This is a genomic window from Caballeronia jiangsuensis (assembly GCF_046030135.1).
GTDB classification, from domain to species: Bacteria; Pseudomonadota; Gammaproteobacteria; order Burkholderiales; family Burkholderiaceae; genus Caballeronia; species Caballeronia jiangsuensis.
Window position 1 is genome coordinate 104146 of record NZ_JAQQDB010000017.1, and the last position, 19485, is coordinate 123630.

Sequence of the window (19485 nt, forward strand, 5' to 3'; positions counted from 1 at the left end):
GTCGATCGGAACGATTATGAAGAGGCGGGCGCGAGCCGTGGGAGCGCGGCGTGCGCGTTAGCCGTTGTGCCTAGGGCGAGCGTGTTTTCGTCGATGCCGCGCAACTGCGCGAGCACCTTCGCGATTTGCGCGACCTGATCCGGCGTATTGCGCTGCTTGTAGCGCCACGAAGGCGCGATGTCGGGCGCATCGGTTTCGAGCACGATCGCGTCGAGCGGAAGCTCCGTCGCGAGACGGCGAATCTGCCGCGCGCGTTCGAACGTGAGGTTGCCACCGAAGCCGAGACGCATGCCCTGCGCGATGAACGCCTCGGCCTGCTGGAAGCTGCCGTTGAACGCGTGCGCGATGCCGCGATGAATGTCGTACACGCGCAAGCCTTTCAGCACCTTGTCCTGCGACTTGCGCACGTGGCAAATCACGGGCAGATCGAACTCGCGCGCGAGCTTCAATTGTTCGTTGTAGAAGAATTGCTGGCGCGCGTCGTCGAGCGTCGGCACGAAATAATCCAGCCCGATCTCGCCGATGCCGACGAACAGCGGATCATCGAGACTCGCTGCGATCTCGTCGCGCAGCACGCGCAGATCGTCTTCCCGCGCGCCCGGCGTGAAAAGCGGATGAATGCCGAGCGCATACGCGCCGCCCGCGATGCGATGCGCGAGCGCGCGCACCGTCGCAATATTGCCGCGATCGACGCCCGGAATCACGATGCGCTTCACGCCCGCATCGAGCGCCGCGCCGGCGACGGCATCGCGGTCGGCATCGAACTCTCCGGCATCGAGATGACAGTGCGTATCGATCCACATGACGCCTCCCGCACAGGAAACGCGTTATACCGGCACGGGCGGCTCTTCGTGCAGCACGCCGTCGCGCAGGCGCATGATGCGGTCGCAGCGCGCGGCGAGATCGGGATCGTGCGTGACGATCACGAAGCTCGTTTCGAGCGTCTGCGACAGCTCCAGCATCAGGTTGAAGACGGTGTCCGCCGTGCCGCCGTCGAGATTGCCGGTGGGTTCATCGGCAAGCACACAGGCCGGACGCGTGACGAGCGCGCGCGCGATCGCCACACGCTGTCGCTCGCCGCCCGACAATTCGCCCGGCCGATGCTTCGCGCGGTGCCCGATGCCCACGCGTTCCAGCATCTCCTGCGCCTGCCGGCGCGCGTCGTCTTCGGCCATGCGGCGGATGCGCAACGGCATCGCGACGTTATCGAGCGCTGTGAATTCCGGCAGCAGATGATGGAACTGATACACGAAGCCGAGCGCACGGTTGCGCAGCTCGTTGCGTTCCTTCTCCTTCAGCTCGGTGAACGGCTTGCCGAGCAGCGAAACCTTGCCCGCGCTCGGCTCATCGAGCCCGCCGAGCACGTGCAGCAGCGTGCTCTTGCCCGAGCCCGACGCGCCGACGATCGCGAGCTTCTCGCCCTTCATCACATCGAGTTGCGCGTTGTTGAGCACGGGCACGTTGAAGCCGCCCTGCACGAACGTCTTCGAAATGGCCGATGCCTGCAAAACGAGATTGCTGGCCGGAATCAGGTCACTCATAGCGCAGCGCCTCCGCCGGACGAACCTTCGCGCCGCGCCAGCTCGGATAGAGCGTCGCGAGCGACGACAACACGAAAGCGATGACGCCGATCTTGGCGACATCCCCCGGCACGAGCTCCGACGGCAGTTCGCTGATGAAGTACACCGAAGACGGCAGGAACTGGACGTTGAAGAGATGCTCGATCATCGGCACGAGCCACGGAATGCTCCACGCGACGAGACAGCCGAAGGTCACGCCGAGCGCCGTGCCGATGAAGCCGATCGTCACGCCCTGCACGACGAAGATCTTCATGATCGAACCCGGCTGCGCGCCGAGCGTGCGCAGGATGGCGATATCGGCCTGCTTGTCCGTGACGGTCATCACGAGCGAGGACACCAGATTGAACGCCGCGACCGCGATGATCAGCGTGAGAATGATGAACATCATGCGTTTTTCGATCTGCACGGCGGAGAACCACGTCTTGTTCTGCTGCGTCCAGTCGCGGATGTAGAGATCGCCCGACAGCGTGCGCGCGAGCTGACGCGCGACTTCGGGCGCGCGCTGCATGTCCTTCAGGCGCAGGCGCACGCCGGTCGGCGCGGGCAGGCGAAAGAGCGCTTCGGCGTCGTGGATTTCGATGAGCGCGAGCGTCGAGTCGTATTCATAGTGACCGGACTCGAAGACGCCGACCACGGTGAACTGCTTGAGCCGCGGCATCATTCCCGCCGGGGTGATGGTGCCTTCGGGCGCGACGAGCGTGATCTTGTCGCCGTCCGTCACGCCGAGATTCGCTGCGAGATCCTTGCCGAGCACGATGCCGAATTCGCCCGGCTTGAGGTCCGTGAGCTTGCCCGCGCGCATCTCCTTGCCGATGTCCGACACTTCCGGTTCCAGCGACGGCTCCACGCCGCGCAGCGCGACGCCGCTCACCGCCCCCTGGCGCGTGAGCAATGCCTGCGCTTCGACATAGGGCGCCGCGCCGACCACTTCCGGATTGCGGCGCGCTTCCTGCGCGGTCAGTTGCCAGTTAGGCATGGAGCCGGTCGGCGAGAAGATTTCGACGTGCGCGAGCACCGAGAGCATCCGGTCGCGCACTTCCTTCTGGAAGCCGTTCATGACCGACAGCACGACGATCAGCGCGGCGACGCCGAGCGCAATGCCCGCCATCGATACGAGCGCGATGAAGGAGATGAAGCCGTTGCCTGTGGTGCGTTTGCTGGCGCGTGTGTAACGCCAGCCGATCTGCCATTCGTACGGAAGTTTCAAGCGATTCCTTTCTGCTGCTGTCCAGCGTTGTCATGCCCCGATGGCGCGAATTTGCGAAAGTTTGCCATACATGACGCGAACGGTACGGCAGCGAACGCCGAACGCCGCGTGGCGTGCACGGCCGTGGTCATGTCAGCGCAGGCTCACGCGGCACCACTGATAGACGGTGACGCCCTTCCCGATTCCGGCGCGGTAGCGCGCGCACGACGCCGTGTCGAGCACGAAGCCGTAACGCCCGAATGCCGACGCCGCGCGATCGGCGAGCGAGCGGTTCTCGGCGTCGCTGTCGCGGACATCGTCGGCGCGCAGGCCGAGGTGACAGCGCTTCGGGCCGGCCGGATCGTCGCGGTAGCTCGCGCGCAGGCGCAGACGATCCACCGTCCAGCGCAGTGCGCCGCAACCGCCCGCGCCCGACGTCAGACCGACGCTGTCGAGAATGGCGTTCGTGCGCACCATGCTGTCGGCTCGCCAGTTGTAGCTTCCATCGATCAGGGCGAATGCGGGGCCGCCGCGCGAGCGGACCATCTCGCGGACGCGTTCGTCGAAGGCCGGGCCGCGCGGGAAACTGCTGTCGATCTGCGTGAACGCGACATCGACCGGAAAGCGTGTCGCGAGCCACGCCCACGCGGTGGTCTCGCTGTAGATGATCGCGGTCGTGCGCGCGGGTTCGGCAAGCGCCGGCAGTTCGGCGTGATAAAGCGGGTCCGCCCAGCCTTCATGCCCCCAGGTCCGCACGCCGCCCAGAACGGTCACCGCCACCGCCCCGCCGATGATCCATGCCGCCACGCGCCGCGCCAGCCGATCGTCGAGAAGCCGTTGCAGCAACACGAAGGTGACGATGGGCGTCAGCACTTCGATGGCGACGACGTATCGGTAGATGCTGAAGCCCTTCATCCACAGCACATACCCGAGCGCGACGAACACGATGACGAAGCGCGAGCGCGCATCCAGCCGCGCCATACCGCGTCCGCGAAACCGCGCGATGGCGCATGCTGCGACCCAGATCCAGAAGAGGGCATAGACGAGCGGCCAGACGATCTGACGGACCGGCGATTCGCCGACACGCCTCGGATCGGCTGCGATCACGAACGGCCACAGCACGGTTTCGAGCAGATTGCGCGGCAGCCAGCGCAGGTCGCCGTTGAGCGGCACCGTCAGCGAATTCGGAAACCATTTCGCGAAGAGCGGAAAAAACGGGTTGCCGAACAAGCGCCACATGTGGAAGAGCCAGTAGCCGCCCGTCACGGCGAATCCGGCTAGCGAGCCGACGCCGAAAACGAACGCGAGCCGCACGCGCACCCCAGCCGACGCGGGATAAGCGAGCAGCGCCACGCACAGCGCCACGGCGAAGATCGCGTTGGTGAGCTTGAACCCGACGCCGAGTCCGCACACGAAGCCGCAAGCCGCGACGACGAGCCAGCCGCGCAGCCGCACCGACGACAGCGTTTCCCAGTTGGCGAGCAAGAGGAGCAGGCTCGCGAGGATGAGGAGCGCGGTCGTATCGTCGCCCATCGAGTTGCCGATGCCCGTCAGGAAACTCGGACTCAGCGCGCCCGCGAGCGCGAGCAGCAGCGGCACGCGATTCGCGTCTTCCGGCGCTCGATGCGGCATCGCGAAGCGCGCGATATGGAACAGGAGCACGAACACGAGGCCGTGCAGCGCGCCCATCGCGAAGCCCACGACGCGCGACGGCAGATGCGTGTTCAGCCAATACACCCCGGTGTCGAGCATCGGGTTGAAGAACGATTGCATGCCCGCGGGCGCGAAATCGATCGACAGCTTGCCGTTGATCCACGCGAACGGGTTGTAGAGGTGATAGTTGAAAAGGTCCCAGTTGGCGTCCGCGCCGAGCAAAAGCGAATACAGGCCGGAGAGCACGGGCACGAGAACCAGCGCGCGGGCCCGCACGCGCGACGAATTCAGATCGAGCGCCTTCAGTTGCGACCAACGCGAGGTCGAAGCGGGACTATTGGTTGGCTGCATTGGACTGCTTGTTTCGATGTTTGAAGACCCACCATTTGACGGTGGCGAAATTGACGACCATGCCGGCCAGCGAGCCCACTCCGACCGCGACGGTCGGCAGCCATGCGGCCGGGCGGCAGTTGATCACGACCGCCGTGTAGGCGAGATAGTTGACGCTCCCGCCGACCGAAGCCGCGGCGAGATAGCGCCACCATTCCGCCCAGGTCGAGCGCTTCACAACGCCAGGGAAGCTGAAGCGCCGATTGATCCGCCAGGTGGCGAACACGGCGCACAGAAACGACACGGCGCGGCCCGCGAAATAACCGAGGCCGAGCGTGAGCCCGAGCATCAGCACGCCTGCATCGACGATGAAACCTACCGCGCCCGCGATTGCGAAGCGAATGAATTGACCGCCCACGTCAGGAGGCATCGGGATAGTCGGCGGGGCCGGGCTGATTGAGATAGGCGAAGCGTTTCGTCTCGCGGCGCCCGTGCGTCACGGTATCGAGGACGATTCCGCACGTGAGCAGCAAGGCGCCGAGCAACATGAGCGCCGCGCACAACACCGCGGTGGGCAGCCTCGGCACCATGCCGGTCTTGAAAAAGTCTTCGATGACGGGCAACGCGAGCAGCAGCGAGGTCAACGCGCATGCGGCGAAACCGATCGAGAAAAACATCAGCGGACGCTCGGTCTTGAAGAGCTTGAAGATCGTGAGCAGGATCCGCCAGCCGTCGCGATAGGTGTTGAGCTTGCTTTCCGAACCGGCTGGCCGCGAGCGGTAGCGCGTATCCATCTCCGCAACGGGCATGCGCAATTCGAGCGCGTGGACCGTCAACTCGGTTTCCGTTTCGAATCCGGCCGCATGTGCCGGAAACGATTTCACATATCTGCGCGAGAACACGCGATATCCCGAGAGCATGTCGGTGAAGGTCCGCCCGAAAAGCGTCGCCACGAAGCGCGTCAGCAGTTGATTGCCGAAGCGATGGCCAAGCCGGTACGCCTCGCGCTCCTCCGAACGGCGCGCCCCGACGATCATATCCAGTCCATTCGCCAGCAATTTCTCGACGAGCGCCGGCGCGGCGCTCGCATCGTAGGTGTCATCGCCATCGACGAGCACGTAGACGTCCGCTTCCACGTCGGCGAACATGCGGCGGATCACGTTGCCCTTGCCCTGATCGGCGACTTGCCGCACCACGGCGCCCGCGCGTCGCGCGGCACCGGCGGTGTCATCCGAGGAGCAATTGTCGAAGACGTACACCTTCGCGTCGGGCAGCGCCGCGAGAAAACCCTGCACCACCGACCCGACCGTGACGGCTTCGTTATAGCAAGGCACCAGTACGGCAATGCGCACGTGACCGAAACGTGCGGCGCGCGGCGCCGTGGCGTGTCGGTGCGAAGGATCGGCCAACGTCTGCTCCATATCGGGTGTTCGAATATAAAAGGGGACTGCGCAAACATGTGATTTTACCTATCCCCATGCGCCCGGCGCACCGCGCCACATTTTGCGACGCGGCCCGACGCATGCACCGCCAGGCGTCTTCGCACACTTCGAAGCGGTCCGTCGCCCTGCCCGCTTTGCCCTACAATGCCGAGCATCATGCCCGTTCACGACCTTCATCTCCTGCTGCCGTTCGCGCTGCCGTCGGCCGCGGATGCCGCCATCGCCCTGCACGGACTGGAGAGCGCGGCGCTCGACAAGCTGCTCGCCCGCGCGACGCTCGAAGAACGCGTCATCGGCGAAGACTTCCAGCGAACGCTGCCGCACGAACGCTGGATCGCGCGGCGCTTCAACGCCGTCACGCCCGCCGATCAACGCTATGCCGACGACGCCCCGCTCGCGCCCTTCATGCTGCTCGCCGACGGCGGCACGCCCGGCGATGCTTCCTGGGCCTGCATCGAGCCGGTTCACGTACGCATCGCGCACGATCATCTCGTGCTGATCGATCCCGACACGCTCGGCGTGCATACGGAAGAAGCGCGCGCGCTCTTTCAGACCGCGCGGCCGGTGATCGAAGACCTGGGCGTCACGCTGCAAGCACCGACGCCTTTGCGCTGGTACGTGTCGGGCGAAGCGCTCGGCTCGCTCGCGGGCGCATCGCCGCTGCGCGCGACGGGCCGCAACATCGAAATCTGGCTGCCGCACGAAGCGCGCACCGGCGAGCGCTCGCGCGCGTGGATGAAGCTGCAGAACGAAGTGCAGATGGCGTGGTTCGAGCATCCGCTGAACGTGGAGCGCGAAGCGCGCGGCCTGCCCGCGATCAATTCGATCTGGCTTCACGGACAAGGCGCGATGCGGCCCGTGGCGACGCCCTTCGCCCGCGTGATGTCCGATGCCGCGGCAACGCGCGGTCTCGCGCTCGCGTCGGGCGTGAAGCCGTCGATGCCGCCGGAGTCGTTTGCATCGCTGTCGAAAGACGGCTCGCAAGGCGCGACGCTCGTCGAGCTGAATCCGTTCTCCGCGCCGTTCATCGAGCAGGACTGGGCGCGCTGGAACGCGTCGCTCAAGGAACTCGAAGCCGCGTGGTTCGCCCCCGCGCTGCAAGCGCTCACCGATGGCTCGCTCGGCCGCCTGAGCCTCACGCTGTGCGGCGACACCGGCTCGGTCACGCTCTCCGTCACGCGCTCCGATCTGCGCAAGTTCTGGCGGCGCCGTCCGGTCGCGGCGCTCTTCATCGAATAAGGCACACCCTGCAATGACGCGAATCGTTACGCGCGCCTCCTCTCCCGCCGATACCGAAGCGCTGATGCGCCACGGCCTGCATCCCGTCATCGCGCGTCTGTACGCATCGCGCGGCGTGAGTTCGCCCGATGAAGTCGAAACCGAGTTCAAGCGCCTGCACGCGCCCGCCGGCCTGAAAGGCTGCGACGATGCCGCCGCCGTGCTCGCCGATGCGCTCGCGCAAGGCAAACGCATGCTCGTCGTCGCGGATTACGACTGCGACGGCGCCACCGCCTGCGCGGTCGCCGTGCGCGGCCTGCGCATGTTCGGCGCGACCATCGACTATCTGGTGCCGAACCGCTTCGAGTACGGCTACGGGCTCACGCCGGAAATCGTCGAGCTGGCCTCGCGTTCGAAGAACGGCCTGCCCGATCTGCTGATCACGGTCGATAACGGTATCGCGAGCGTGGACGGCGTCGCCGCCGCGAACGCACTCGGCATCGACGTGCTCGTCACCGATCATCACCTGCCCGGCGACGAACTGCCCGCCGCGCGCGCGATCGTCAATCCGAACCAGCCGGGCTGCGAGTTTCCGAGCAAGTGCATCGCGGGCGTGGGCGTGATGTTCTATGTGCTGCTTGCGTTGCGCGCCGAGTTGCGCAAGCGCGGCGCATATGAAAGCGCGCCCGAGCCGCGCCTCGACGGCCTGCTCGATCTCGTCGCGCTCGGCACCGTCGCCGATGTCGTGAAGCTCGATTGCAACAACCGGATTCTCGTCGCACAAGGTTTGAAGCGGATTCGCTCGGGCCGCATGCAGCCGGGCATCGCGGCTCTGTTCCGCGCCGCCGGCCGCGATGCGCGCGCGGCGTCGGGTTTCGATCTCGGCTTCGCGCTCGGTCCGCGTCTGAACGCGGCGGGACGGCTGTCGGATATGTCGCTCGGCATCGAGTGTCTGACGACCGACGATATCGGCCGCGCGTGGGAACTCGCGCAGCAACTCGATTCGATGAACCGCGAGCGTCGCGAAATCGAGGCGGGCATGCAGCAGCAGGCGCTCGCCGAACTGCAGACGATCGATCCCGGCGAGCGCGCGACGCTCACGCTCTACGATGCGAGCTGGCATCAGGGCGTGATCGGCATCGTCGCGGGGCGGCTGAAGGAGCGGTTCCACCGGCCTTCGTTCACCTTCGCCCACGCCGACGACAGCGGCACGCTCTGCAAGGGCTCCGGCCGCTCGATTCCCGGCTTTCATCTGCGCGACGCCGTCGATCTGATCAGCAAGCGCGAGCCCGGTCTCATCCACAAGTTCGGCGGCCACGCGATGGCCGCGGGCCTGACGATGTCCACCGCCGACATTCCGCGCTTCACCGAAGCCTTCGAAGCGATCGGGCGCGAATGGCTGACGGCCGAAGCGCTTTCGCGCACCGTCGAAACCGATGGCGAACTGGAGGACGCGTACTTCACGCCGCAATTCGTCGACATGCTCGATGCCGCAGTCTGGGGACAGGGCTTTCCCGCGCCCACTTTTTCCGGCGAATTCGAAGTCGCGTCGCAGGCGCTCGTGAAGGAGAAGCATCTGAAGCTGTCGCTGTTGCGCGGGCGGCAGCGTTTCAACGCGATCTGGTTCAATCACGTCGATCCGCTGCCGCCGCGCGCGACCGTCGCGTACCGGCTCGTCAGCGATTCGTGGAACGGCGTCGCGCGGGTGCAACTGATCGTCGAGCACGCGGGCTGAGAAGGCGGGCGGGTTCGGATCGCACGAGGCTTCAAGCGCGAAATTCAGCTTCCTCCTATCGATCGACTTGCCCGATGGCGTTTAGGGTTTTGCCGCGAAAATAAAAGCAGCAGATACCCGGATAAACATGCCAAAAAGCAAAATAAACCTGCGCAATGTCACGCTTTGCGCGGTGGACTGCCTGAACCCCATTCTCGCGTCGAGAGCCCTGGAACACTCGAAAAAGCACTGTCTGTTCGGAGAAACGATATTGCTCACGGACCGGCACATCGACACCAACTCCAGACTCGTTCCAATATCCACGATCAGCACGAGGGAAGATTACAGCGCCTTCATCCTGAGAGAACTCGTCAAATATGTGAGCACGCCCTGGGTGCTGATCGTTCAATGGGACGGCTTTGTTCTGGATGGCGCAGCATGGACCGAAGACTTCTTCGACTATGACTACATTGGTGCGAGCTGGCCTCATCATCGGGATGGCATGACGGTTGGAAACGGCGGGTTTTCCTTGCGTTCAACCCGGCTTTTGCGCGTCCTGGCAACCGATCCACGATTCGAACCTGACCCGGCCTTTGGGGAAGACCACCTCATTTGCCGAACCTTTCGCCCGGTGCTCGAAGCGGAATACGGAATCCGCTTCGCTCCGGACAGCATCGCCGATCGATTTTCCTTCGAATGGGCCAAAACGATAGGCCCGACATTCGGCTTTCACGGAATATTCAACATGCATCGCGTCGCCAACGCCGGCGATATGGAGTTCATTGCAAAAAACGCTCATCCCCGCACAGCCGGTTCGATGGATTTTCTCGTTTTTTGGATCAGGTGCCTGGAGTCGGGCCAGGTCGCCGTGGCGCACGAGATCTACGCGCGCCTGCGGGCGACAGCCAATCCACAGGCAATCGAAGCGGTCCTTACATCCAGCGGCTTGACCCAGTCAAAGGCCGCGGAGCGCGTCGCTTTCTGCGAATCGATGTTTGCTCGCGGCTCGATACCTTCCTGAAGCAACGAACGGCCTCCGCGCGCGGACGCAATGAGGCGTTCGGCTATAATTTCATCTTTTTACGAAGCCGAAGATCGACAATGGAAGCGGAACGTCTCAACGCGATCGAAAGCCTTCTGGCCGACCTGCGCCGCCGCGCGGGCGAGCTACGGGGGTATCTTTGACTACGACGCCAAGTCCGCGCGTCTAGTCGAAGTCAACAAGGAACTCGAAGACCCGAACGTCTGGAACGACTCGAAGAACGCCCAGGCGCTCGGTCGTGAAAAGAAGCTGCTCGACGGCGTGGTCTCGACAATCAGCGCGCTCGACAACGACCTGCGCGACGCCAGCGATCTCTTCGAAATGGCGCACGAGGAAAACGACGAGGACACGCTCGTCGCGTGCGAATCCGACGCCGATGCGCTGCGCGTTCGCGTCGAAGACATGGAATTCCGCCGGATGTTCTCGAACCCGGCCGATCCGAACAACTGCTTCATCGACATTCAGGCGGGCGCGGGCGGCACCGAAGCGTGCGACTGGGCGTCCATGCTGCTGCGCCAGTATCTGCGCTACTGCGAGCGCAAGGGCTTCAAGACCGAAGTCCTCGAAGAATCCGAAGGCGATGTCGCCGGCATCAAGAGCGCGACGATCAAGGTCGAAGGCGAATACGCATACGGCTATCTGCGCACCGAAACGGGCATTCACCGCCTCGTGCGCAAGTCGCCGTTCGATTCGTCTGGCGGCCGGCATACGTCGTTCTCGTCGGTGTTCGTGTATCCGGAAATCGACGATTCGATCGAGATCGAAATCAATCCCGCCGATATCCGCACGGACACGTATCGCGCATCGGGCGCGGGCGGCCAGCACATCAACAAGACCGATTCGGCGGTGCGTCTCACGCACGCACCCACCGGCATCGTCGTGCAGTGCCAGAACGACCGCTCGCAGCACCGCAATCGCGCGGAAGCCATGCAGATGCTCAAGGCGCGTCTCTACGAATTCGAGATGCGCAAGCGCCAGGCCGAACAGGACAAGCTCGAATCGAGCAAGACCGATGTGGGCTGGGGCCATCAGATCCGCTCCTACGTGCTCGACCAGAGCCGCGTGAAGGATCTGCGCACCAACGTCGAAATGAGCAACACGCGCGCCGTGCTCGACGGCGACCTCGACGACTTCATCGGCGCGAGCCTGAAACAGGGCGTTTGATGCCTTGCAGCGGCGTGGCCTTCCGGTCGCGCCGCTTTCGTTTCATCCCGCCGCGCATTCGCCGCATTCAAAGCCAAGAATCATCATGACCGAACCGACTCAACCGGGCGCCGCTCCCGAACTGGAAGAGAACCAGATCATCGCCGAGCGACGCGACAAGCTGCGCTCGCTGCGCGAGCAAGGCGTCGCCTATCCGAACGATTTCCGCCCGACGCATCAGGCCGCGGCGCTCCAGAGCGAGTACGCCGAAACGGATAAAGACGCGCTCGAAGCGAACCCCCTGCCCGTCGCGATCGCCGGGCGCATGATGCTCAAGCGCGTGATGGGCAAGGCCAGCTTCGCGACGGTTCAGGACGGCAGCGGCCAGATCCAGTTCTTCGTGACGCCCGCCGATGTCGGCGCCGAAACCTACGACGCCTTCAAGAAGTGGGATCTGGGCGACATCGTCGCCGCGCAAGGCGTGCTGTTCCGCACGAACAAGGGCGAGCTGTCGGTGCGCTGCACGGAATTGCGTCTGCTCTCGAAGGCGCTGCGCCCGCTGCCGGACAAGTTCCACGGTCTCGCCGATCAGGAAATGCGCTATCGCCAGCGTTATGTCGATCTGATCGTCACGCCGGAGTCGCGCAAGACGTTCATGGCGCGCACGAAGGCCGTCACGTCGATCCGCAATTTCATGTCGCAGGCGAACTTCATGGAAGTCGAAACGCCGATGCTGCACCCGATTCCGGGCGGCGCGGCGGCCAAGCCTTTCACGACGCATCACAACGCGCTCGACATGCAGATGTTCCTGCGCATCGCGCCCGAGCTGTATCTGAAGCGGCTGATCGTCGGCGGCTTCGAGCGCGTGTTCGAGATCAACCGCAATTTCCGGAACGAAGGCGTGTCGCCGCGTCACAACCCGGAATTCACGATGATGGAGTTCTACGCCGCGTACACCGATTACCGCTGGCTGATGGACTTCGCCGAGCAACTGATCCGCCAGGCCGCCGTCGATGCGCTCGGCACCGCGACCATCACGTATCAGGGCCGCGAGCTCGATCTGAGCAAGCCGTTCCATCGCCTGACGATCAATCAGGCGATCCAGAAGTACGCGCCCCAGTACACCGACGCGCAGTTGACGGACGCCGCGTTCCTGCGCACGGAACTGAAGAAGTTCGGCGTCGATACGAACCAGCCCGCTTTCCTCAACGCCGGCGTCGGTTCGCTGCAACTCGCGCTGTTCGAAGAGACGGCGGAATCGCAATTGTGGGAACCGACGTATATCGTCGATTACCCGATCGAGGTGTCGCCGCTCGCGCGCGCATCGGATTCGGTGCCGGGCATCACCGAGCGCTTCGAACTGTTCATCACGGGGCGCGAGATCGCCAACGGCTTCTCGGAGCTGAACGATCCGGAAGATCAGGCTGCGCGGTTCCAGAAGCAGGTCGATCAGAAAGACGCCGGCGACGAAGAAGCGATGTACTTCGACGCCGACTACATTCGCGCGCTCGAATACGGCATGCCGCCGACGGGCGGCTGCGGCATCGGCGTCGATCGTCTGGTGATGCTGCTGACCGACAGCCCGAGCATCCGCGATGTGATTCTGTTTCCGCATCTGCGTCGCGAAGATTGAGTTTTTGGCTCGATCGACAAGCGAGAAAAGCGCGCCCACCGGGGCGCGCTTTTTTTCGCCTGGCAGATTCTGATGTAACCGATGGTAAATATTTCAAGGCCGACGCGGGAGCGGGTGGCGTGTCGGCATGTGCTGCCGGGGCTGGCATCAGACGTGCTTTTTTCGATGCACGTCACATCCGCGAAATTGTTACAAGCCGAAAAAGCGAAAAATTCGGGTTTCCCCCACAATTAGCTGTAACGGCCGGCATCGGAAGCCGCAACTTGCCTCGAATCGGAGGTTCGACAATGGATAACGGAACCAACAAACTCAGTACGTCGCCCTCTTCCGGCGGCGCTCAGCCGCAGCAGCGGCGCCTGCATCCGCTCGTCGCGACGGCAGCGGGCGCGGTCATCGTCGCGAGCCTCGTGGCGACTGCCGCGATGACGGGGCTGTTCCCGAAGGCATCGAGCAATTCGGCGCAGAATCCGCAGACGCAGACGGCACCGGTCGCGCAACAGCCAGTGGTCGATTCCGCCGCGCCGAGTCCGGCGCAGCAGGCCACGGCCGCGCAACAACAGGCGGCACAGCAACAGGCAGCGCAACAACAGGCAGCGCAGCAGCAAGCAGCTCAGCAACAGGCTGCTCAGCAGGCAGCCGCGCAACAAGCGGCCCAGCAGCAGGCGCAACAAGCACCGGCACAGCCGCAACCCGCACAGCCTTCGTATGCGCAGCAACAGCCGCAGCACCACGCGTATTGCTCGACGTGCGGCACCGTCGAGGCAATCTCCGCCGTCAAGCAGGAAGGGCACGGAACGGGGATCGGCGCGGTCGGTGGCGCGGTCGCGGGCGGTGTCGTCGGCAACCAGTTCGGCGGCGGCGGCGGCCGTACCGCGATGACGCTCCTCGGCGCGCTCGGCGGCGGTCTGGCGGGCAACTCCGTCGAAAAGCATCTGCGTAGCGAGACCGATTATTCGGTGCGCGTGCGGATGGAAAACGGCCATACGCGGACTTTCACGTACAAGAACCCGCCGCCGTTCCAGCAAGGCGAGCGCGTGCATATTCAGAACGGGACGCTGGTCGCGGGTTGATCGACGACGCGCGTTGAAAAGCAAAAAGGCGGCACACCTCTCGGTTGCCGCCTTTTTTTCCGTCGTCTCGACTGATTCCGCCCTAATGCTCCCGCTGCGAACTGCGCGCCGGATTCTGCCTGCCGCGTATCGCGAGATATCCCCACCAGATGTAGCCGGAAAAGCCGTACAGCACGAAGAGGCAGAACAGCATGACCGGCGGATCGGATGACACCAGCACGAACGCCACCACGATCAGCAGCACGCCCGCGAACGGCACGCGATAACGCACGTCGAGCGCCTTGCCGCTGTAGAACGGCGCGTTCGACACCATCGTCACGCCCGCGTACACGGTCAGCGCGAACGCGACCCACGGCAGCCACACGAGCTTGAGCGGCACGCGATTATCCGTCGCGAGCCAGACGAAACCGGCGATGAGCGCCGCCGCGGCCGGCGAAGGCAAACCCTGGAAGTACCGCTTGTCGACCACGCCGATGTTCGAATTGAAGCGCGCGAGCCGGAGCGCCGCGCCCGAGCAATACACGAACGCCGCGAGCCAGCCCCAGCGCCCAAGGTCTTTCAAGACCCACTCGTACATCACGAGCGCGGGCGCGACGCCGAACGACACCATGTCCGACAGGCTGTCGAACTGCTCGCCGAACGCACTCTGCGTGTGCGTCATGCGCGCGACGCGCCCGTCCATGCCGTCGAGCACCATCGCGACGAAAATGGCGATGGCCGCGATCTCGAAACGGACGTTCATCGCCTGAACGACAGCGAAGAAGCCGCAGAACAAAGCCGCCGTGGTGAACGCATTAGGCAGCAGATAAATGCCGCGCTTCCTCAGAAATTGCTGCCGCTTCGCTCGACGCGTCTCCACGGCGCCCACGTCCTGAGCGGCCTTGTTGCGGCGGAACGCGCGCGGAGTCGTCGCGTTCGCGCGGTTACGGCGCGGTTTGAATGCCGCCATCGAATCCCCCGCGTTATTCCGCGAACTCGGCGAGGATCGTCGACGAAGCCGAAACCTTCTCGCCGATCGACACGCGCGGGCGGCTGCCTACCGGCAGATACACGTCGACGCGCGAGCCGAAGCGGATGAAGCCGTAGCGCTGTCCGCGCGTGAGCGGCTCGCCGACGTGCACGTAGCACAGGATGCGTCGCGCGATCAGACCCGCGATCTGCACCGACGTGACGGTATGCCCGCTCGCCGTCTGCAGCACGACCGCGTTGCGCTCGTTCTCGGTCGAAGCTTTATCGACGGCCGCGTTCAGATACGCGCCCGGAAAGTACTGAACCTTCGTGATCGCGCCGTCCACCGGCGAGCGCTGCGAGTGCACGTTGAACACGTTCATGAACACGCTGATCTTGAGCGCCTCGCGGCCCACGTACGGATCGTGCGCGGTTTCGACCGCGACGATGCGCCCGTCGGCCGGACACAGCACCGCGTTGGGCTGGGTCGGAATCGGGCGGGCCGGATCGCGGAAGAACTGGACGACGAAAATCACGATCAGCCAGAAGATCCAGGCGAAGCCGAAGCCGCCCATCGCTTGCACGAGGATGGCAACGACAGCCGCGATGGCGATGAACGGCCAGCCTTCGCGGGCAATGATCGGATGAGGATAGTTCATGAACGGGTTCTGTGTTTTATAAAAACCGTAGGATAGCAAAAGCCGCCCGGCGCACTGGGCTGCCGGACGGCTTTCGATAGAGCAAAAAACGTGACGCTTAGTTCTTCGACTGGTCGACGAGCTTGTTCTTCGCGATCCACGGCATCATCGCGCGCAGCTTTTCGCCGACTTGCTCGATCTGATGCTCGGAGGTCAGACGGCGGCGCGATTGCAGCGTCGGCGCGCCGGCGCGGTTCTCGATGATGAAGCTCTTCGCGTATTCGCCGGTCTGGATGTCCTTCAGCACAGCCTTCATCGCCTTCTTCGTCTCTTCCGTGACGATGCGCGGACCCGTCACGTACTCGCCGTATTCGGCGTTGTTCGAGATCGAGTAGTTCATGTTGGCGATGCCGCCTTCATAGATCAGGTCGACGATCAGCTTCAGCTCGTGCAGGCACTCGAAGTACGCCATTTCCGGCGCGTAGCCCGCTTCCACCAGCGTTTCGAAGCCGGCCTTGATCAGGTCGACGGTGCCGCCGCACAGAACCGCTTGCTCGCCGAACAGGTCGGTTTCGGTTTCTTCACGGAAGTTCGTCTCGATGATGCCGGCACGGCCGCCGCCGTTCGCCACTGCGTACGACAACGCGACATCGCGCGCCGAACCCGACTTGTCCTGTGCAACGGCGACCAGGTGCGGCACGCCGCCGCCCTGGCTGTACGTGTTGCGCACGGTGTGGCCCGGCGCTTTCGGCGCGATCATGATGACGTCCAGATCCGCACGCGGGATCACCTGGCCGTAATGGATGTTGAAGCCGTGCGCGAACGCGAGCGCTGCGCCCTGCTTGGCGTTGTCGTGCACTTCGTTCTTGTAGACTTCGGCGATCTGCTCGTCGGGCAGGAGCATCATGACGACGTCGGCGCCCTTCACGGCTTCGGCCACTTCCTTCACCTTGAGGCCCGCGTTCTCGGCCTTGCTCCACGATGCGCCGCCACGGCGCAGACCCACCGTCACGTTCACGCCGCTGTCCTTCAGGTTGAGCGCGTGCGCATGGCCTTGCGAGCCATAACCGATGATGGTGACTTGCTTGCCCTTGATGAGGGAGAGGTCGGCGTCCTTGTCGTAGAAAACTTTCATGGTGGTTCCTTGAGTCCTGATGCGTTGAATGGTTGCGCTACTTTGCTGCAAATGAATGGGTGAGACGCCGTTACACCTTGAGTATCCGCTCGCCCCGGCCGATGCCGGAGCTGCCCGTGCGAACCGTTTCGAGGATCGCGGTGGCGTCGAGCGCCTGAATGAACGCGTCGAGCTTGTCGGACGCGCCGGTCAGTTCCATCGTGTAGGTTTTCTCGGTCACGTCGATGATGCGGCCGCGGAAAATGTCCGCCATGCGCTTCATCTCTTCGCGTTCCTTGCCGACCGCCCTTACCTTGATGAGCATCAGCTCGCGCTCGATGTGGGCGCCCTCTGTCAGGTCGACCACTTTCACCACCTCGATCAGGCGGTTCAGGTGCTTCGTGATCTGTTCGATCACGTCGTCCGAGCCAATCGAGACGATGGTCAGCCGCGACAGCGAACTGTCTTCGGTCGGCGCCACCGTCAGCGTTTCGATGTTATAGCCGCGTGCCGAAAAGAGCCCGACGACGCGCGATAACGCGCCCGGTTCGTTTTCCAGCAAAACGGAGATGATGTGTTTCATGTGCGTGATTCCCGAATATGTCCAGAAGTGGCGTTCGTTCGAAAAACCCGCGCGCAGCGCATGTCCTTTGTGAAGACAGGCGCGCGCGAGCCTCGCGAGACAAAGCCGCGTTATAGATCCTCAGAGCCGAGCAGCATTTCCGTGATGCCTTTGCCTGCCTGCACCATCGGGAATACGTTTTCGGTCGGATCGGTCTGGAAGTCGAGAAATACGGTGCGATCCTTCAAACGCAGCGCTTCCTTCAGCGCCGGTTCGACGTCCGCGGTCTTTTCGACACGAATGCCGACATGGCCATACGCTTCGGCCAGCTTCACGAAGTCCGGCAGCGCGTCCATGTACGAACTGGAGTAGCGCTTCTTGTACTCGATCTGCTGCCACTGGCGCACCATGCCCAGATAGCGGTTGTTCAGCGAAATGATCTTGACGGGCGTGTTGTACTGCTTGCACGTCGAGAGCTCCTGAATGCACATCTGGATGGAGCCTTCACCGGTGATGCAGACCACTTCGTCGTCCGGAAAGGCCATCTTCACGCCCATCGCCGCCGGCAGGCCGAAGCCCATCGTGCCGAGGCCGCCCGAATTGATCCAGCGGCGCGGCTTGTTGAACGGATAGAACTGCGCCGCCCACATCTGGTGCTGGCCGACGTCCGAGCACACGAACGCGTTGCCGTCCGTCAGTTCCCAGAGCTTTTCGACGACATACTGCGGCTTGATGATCTCGCTCTTGCGGTCGTAAGCGAGGCAGTCCTTCGAGCGCCAGCCTTCGATCTCGTCCCACCACGTCTTGAGCGCCTGCGTGTCCGGGCCGTGCTCGGCGTGCTGAAGCTGCTCGATGAGTTCCTTCAGCACTTCCTTCACGTCGCCGACGATGGGGATATCCACCTTCACGCGCTTGGAAATGGACGACGGATCGACGTCGATATGGATGATCTTGCGCGGCGACGACGCGAAGTGCTTCGGATCGCCGATCACGCGGTCGTCGAAACGCGCGCCGATCGCGATCAGCACGTCGCAGTTCTGCATCGCCATGTTGGCTTCGTACGTGCCGTGCATGCCGAGCATGCCGAGGAACTTCTTGTCGGACGCGCGATAGCCGCCGAGGCCCATCAGCGTATTGGTGACGGGATAGCCGAGCAGATCGGCGAACTGGTTCAGCTCGCGCGACGCATCCGCGAGGATGATGCCGCCGCCCGTGTAGATATACGGACGCTTCGCCGACAGGAGCAGTTGCACCGCCTTGCGGATCTGGCCCGAATGGCCTTTCGTGACAGGGTTATACGAACGCAGCGACACGCTCTTGATCGGCTCGTACTTGCACGGCGCCTTCGACACGTCCTTCGGAATGTCGATCAACACCGGGCCGGGACGGCCGGTACGCGCGATGTAGAACGCCTTCTTGACGGTCGCGGCGAGGTCGCGCACGTCCTTCACGAGGAAGTTGTGCTTCACGCACGGACGCGTGATGCCGACGGTGTCGCATTCCTGGAATGCGTCGAGGCCGATGGCCGCGGTGGGCACCTGGCCGCTGATGACGACGAGCGGAATCGAATCCATGTAAGCCGTGGCGATGCCGGTGACGGCATTGGTGACGCCCGGTCCCGAGGTCACGAGGCACACGCCTACGTTGCCTGTCGAGCGCGCGTAGGCGTCGGCGGCATGCACGGCGGCCTGTTCGTGGCGCACGAGGATGTGCTGGATCTGGTCCTGCTTGTACAGCTCGTCGTAGATGTAGAGTACCGAGCCGCCGGGATAGCCCCAGATGAATTCGACGTTCTCGTCAGCGAGCGCGCGCATGAGCACGGTGCCGCCGATGGAGTCAGCTTCGTGAGGGGGTGTGGTATCCGACGTGGAGAATTCCGCGCTAGGCATGTTCATTCATCACCTTTCGAATTTTCGGCAAAAAATTGATCGGGTGCTCTCTGCCGGGCTTGTGGCTCGGGTTCAAGCGGCGCGTCTAGGTTTGACAGGCGAACTTCTTGGGCTCGCCTCAAAGCAGACATTTCACTGATGATGCGAGTCAGAAAATGTAACAGCGCCGCGCGAGGCGGGTCAAGTAAAAAGTTTCCGAATGCGCCGATGGCGGCGCTTGCGCACGGCTTCCGGGGCAAAAGCGGCGTGCAAGCGCAACTTGTCGAATTCATGGCCAATCGTCTGATGCATGTCGCAAGTGGCAACAAAACCTCTCAATTTCT

At 63.7% G+C, this 19485-nt stretch carries 17 protein-coding genes; 6 read left to right on the forward strand and 11 right to left on the reverse strand.

What is annotated here, in order from left to right:
- Positions 1-14: 14 nt before the first annotated feature.
- From PQR08_RS19635 to PQR08_RS19660, 6 genes are all read right to left on the reverse strand, one after another.
- Positions 15-803 (reverse strand): TatD family hydrolase, encoded by a 789-nt coding sequence (locus PQR08_RS19635; protein WP_250483802.1) that lies wholly within the window; start codon positions 801-803, stop codon positions 15-17.
- 24 nt (positions 804-827) lie between these two features.
- Positions 828-1541: a lipoprotein-releasing ABC transporter ATP-binding protein LolD gene (lolD, locus tag PQR08_RS19640; RefSeq protein ID WP_250483803.1), complete on the reverse strand. Its 714-nt coding sequence runs from the start codon at positions 1539-1541 to the stop codon at positions 828-830.
- Positions 1534-2787, reverse strand: coding sequence for a lipoprotein-releasing ABC transporter permease subunit (locus tag PQR08_RS19645; protein ID WP_250483804.1), 1254 nt, complete (start codon positions 2785-2787; stop codon positions 1534-1536). The genes lolD and PQR08_RS19645 overlap by 8 nt, the downstream gene beginning before the upstream one ends.
- 132 nt (positions 2788-2919) lie before the next feature.
- Complete coding sequence (locus tag PQR08_RS19650; protein ID WP_250483805.1) at positions 2920-4770, reverse strand: hypothetical protein; 1851 nt, start codon at positions 4768-4770, stop codon at positions 2920-2922.
- Complete coding sequence (locus PQR08_RS19655) at positions 4754-5179, reverse strand: GtrA family protein (protein WP_222946771.1); 426 nt, start codon at positions 5177-5179, stop codon at positions 4754-4756. Before PQR08_RS19655 ends, PQR08_RS19650 begins: the two co-directional genes overlap by 17 nt.
- Positions 5169-6158, reverse strand: a complete 990-nt coding sequence (locus PQR08_RS19660) for a glycosyltransferase family 2 protein (protein ID WP_238293942.1) — start codon at positions 6156-6158, stop codon at positions 5169-5171. Before PQR08_RS19660 ends, PQR08_RS19655 begins: the two co-directional genes overlap by 11 nt.
- Before the next feature lie 177 nt (positions 6159-6335).
- Between PQR08_RS19660 and PQR08_RS19665 the strand changes: the two genes are divergently transcribed.
- The 6 genes from PQR08_RS19665 to PQR08_RS19690 all read left to right on the forward strand — a co-directional run bounded on the left by PQR08_RS19665 (position 6336) and on the right by PQR08_RS19690 (position 14011).
- Positions 6336-7430, forward strand: coding sequence for a regulator (locus PQR08_RS19665; protein WP_250483806.1), 1095 nt, complete (start codon positions 6336-6338; stop codon positions 7428-7430).
- A 13-nt stretch (positions 7431-7443) separates the two neighbouring features.
- A complete protein-coding gene (gene recJ / locus PQR08_RS19670; protein WP_250483807.1) occupies positions 7444-9144 on the forward strand; it encodes a single-stranded-DNA-specific exonuclease RecJ in 1701 nt (566 codons plus the stop codon).
- Positions 9145-9271: 127 nt separating this feature from the next.
- On the forward strand, positions 9272-10144 hold the full coding sequence (locus PQR08_RS19675) for a DUF5672 family protein (RefSeq protein WP_250483808.1): 873 nt from the start codon (positions 9272-9274) through the stop codon (positions 10142-10144).
- Between the two features lie 80 nt (positions 10145-10224).
- A protein-coding gene (gene prfB, locus PQR08_RS19680) for a peptide chain release factor 2 (protein WP_187608802.1) occupies positions 10225-11329 on the forward strand; the annotation gives its coding sequence in 2 pieces (ribosomal slippage) (positions 10225-10305 and positions 10307-11329; 1104 coding nt in all).
- Between the two features lie 85 nt (positions 11330-11414).
- On the forward strand, positions 11415-12941 hold the full coding sequence (lysS, locus tag PQR08_RS19685; RefSeq protein WP_408162156.1) for a lysine--tRNA ligase: 1527 nt from the start codon (positions 11415-11417) through the stop codon (positions 12939-12941).
- Between the two features lie 287 nt (positions 12942-13228).
- Entirely contained in the window at positions 13229-14011 is a 783-nt protein-coding gene (locus tag PQR08_RS19690) for a glycine zipper 2TM domain-containing protein (RefSeq protein WP_250483810.1), read from the forward strand.
- An 82-nt stretch (positions 14012-14093) separates the two neighbouring features.
- Here PQR08_RS19690 and pssA read toward each other — a convergent pair whose 3' ends face one another.
- From pssA to PQR08_RS19715, 5 genes are all read right to left on the reverse strand, one after another.
- Complete coding sequence (gene pssA, locus PQR08_RS19695; RefSeq protein ID WP_187608799.1) at positions 14094-14960, reverse strand: CDP-diacylglycerol--serine O-phosphatidyltransferase; 867 nt, start codon at positions 14958-14960, stop codon at positions 14094-14096.
- Between the two features lie 13 nt (positions 14961-14973).
- Positions 14974-15618: a phosphatidylserine decarboxylase gene (locus PQR08_RS19700; protein ID WP_035510022.1), complete on the reverse strand. Its 645-nt coding sequence runs from the start codon at positions 15616-15618 to the stop codon at positions 14974-14976.
- Positions 15619-15715: 97 nt separating this feature from the next.
- Positions 15716-16732 (reverse strand): ketol-acid reductoisomerase, encoded by a 1017-nt coding sequence (gene ilvC / locus PQR08_RS19705; protein WP_086973543.1) that lies wholly within the window; start codon positions 16730-16732, stop codon positions 15716-15718.
- A gap of 70 nt (positions 16733-16802) precedes the next feature.
- Positions 16803-17294 (reverse strand): acetolactate synthase small subunit, encoded by a 492-nt coding sequence (gene ilvN / locus PQR08_RS19710; protein ID WP_008341906.1) that lies wholly within the window; start codon positions 17292-17294, stop codon positions 16803-16805.
- 110 nt (positions 17295-17404) lie between these two features.
- Entirely contained in the window at positions 17405-19168 is a 1764-nt protein-coding gene (locus tag PQR08_RS19715) for an acetolactate synthase 3 catalytic subunit (RefSeq protein ID WP_035510017.1), read from the reverse strand.
- Positions 19169-19485: the final 317 nt, after the last annotated feature.

What these genes read in the sequence shown, in the direction of transcription:
- PQR08_RS19635 (WP_250483802.1), bottom strand. Translation starts at nt 803, where the DNA reads ATGTGGATCGATACGCACTGTCATCTCGATGCCGGAGAGTTCGATGCC.
- lolD (WP_250483803.1), bottom strand. Translation starts at nt 1,541, where the DNA reads ATGAGTGACCTGATTCCGGCCAGCAATCTCGTTTTGCAGGCATCGGCC.
- PQR08_RS19650 (WP_250483805.1), bottom strand. Translation starts at nt 4,770, where the DNA reads ATGCAGCCAACCAATAGTCCCGCTTCGACCTCGCGTTGGTCGCAACTG.
- PQR08_RS19655 (WP_222946771.1), bottom strand. Translation starts at nt 5,179, where the DNA reads ATGCCTCCTGACGTGGGCGGTCAATTCATTCGCTTCGCAATCGCGGGC.
- PQR08_RS19665 (WP_250483806.1), top strand. Translation starts at nt 6,336, where the DNA reads ATGCCGAGCATCATGCCCGTTCACGACCTTCATCTCCTGCTGCCGTTC.
- recJ (WP_250483807.1), top strand. Translation starts at nt 7,444, where the DNA reads ATGACGCGAATCGTTACGCGCGCCTCCTCTCCCGCCGATACCGAAGCG.
- PQR08_RS19675 (WP_250483808.1), top strand. Translation starts at nt 9,272, where the DNA reads ATGCCAAAAAGCAAAATAAACCTGCGCAATGTCACGCTTTGCGCGGTG.
- lysS (WP_408162156.1), top strand. Translation starts at nt 11,415, where the DNA reads ATGACCGAACCGACTCAACCGGGCGCCGCTCCCGAACTGGAAGAGAAC.
- PQR08_RS19690 (WP_250483810.1), top strand. Translation starts at nt 13,229, where the DNA reads ATGGATAACGGAACCAACAAACTCAGTACGTCGCCCTCTTCCGGCGGC.
- pssA (WP_187608799.1), bottom strand. Translation starts at nt 14,960, where the DNA reads ATGGCGGCATTCAAACCGCGCCGTAACCGCGCGAACGCGACGACTCCG.
- PQR08_RS19700 (WP_035510022.1), bottom strand. Translation starts at nt 15,618, where the DNA reads ATGAACTATCCTCATCCGATCATTGCCCGCGAAGGCTGGCCGTTCATC.
- ilvC (WP_086973543.1), bottom strand. Translation starts at nt 16,732, where the DNA reads ATGAAAGTTTTCTACGACAAGGACGCCGACCTCTCCCTCATCAAGGGC.
- ilvN (WP_008341906.1), bottom strand. Translation starts at nt 17,294, where the DNA reads ATGAAACACATCATCTCCGTTTTGCTGGAAAACGAACCGGGCGCGTTA.
- PQR08_RS19715 (WP_035510017.1), bottom strand. Translation starts at nt 19,168, where the DNA reads ATGAACATGCCTAGCGCGGAATTCTCCACGTCGGATACCACACCCCCT.